The 233-nt window shown below is 54.5% G+C and carries 1 protein-coding gene; it reads right to left on the reverse strand.

Features of this window, described 5'->3' with window-relative positions; all coding sequences use genetic code 11:
• Positions 1-233, reverse strand: a 233-nt coding sequence (locus tag BEA93_RS26020; protein ID WP_236942917.1) for a hypothetical protein, incomplete at both ends; no start/stop codon positions are given.

Raw genomic sequence — 233 nt, forward strand, 5'->3', positions numbered from 1 at the left:
CCGCAGGCCGGATAAGATGCGCCAGCATCGCATCCGGCACCGGGTACAAAACCCAACAAAACCAACAAATTGCACAACCCGTAGGCCGGATAAGATGCGCCAGCATCGCATCCGGCACCGGGTACAAAACCCACCAAAACCAACAAATTGCACAATCCGCAGGCCGGATAAGATGCGCCAGCATCGCATCCGGCACCGGGTACAAAACCCAACAAAACCAACAAATTGCACAA

Source organism: Escherichia sp. MOD1-EC5950 (assembly GCF_002965345.1).
GTDB lineage: Bacteria > Pseudomonadota > Gammaproteobacteria > Enterobacterales > Enterobacteriaceae > Escherichia > Escherichia marmotae.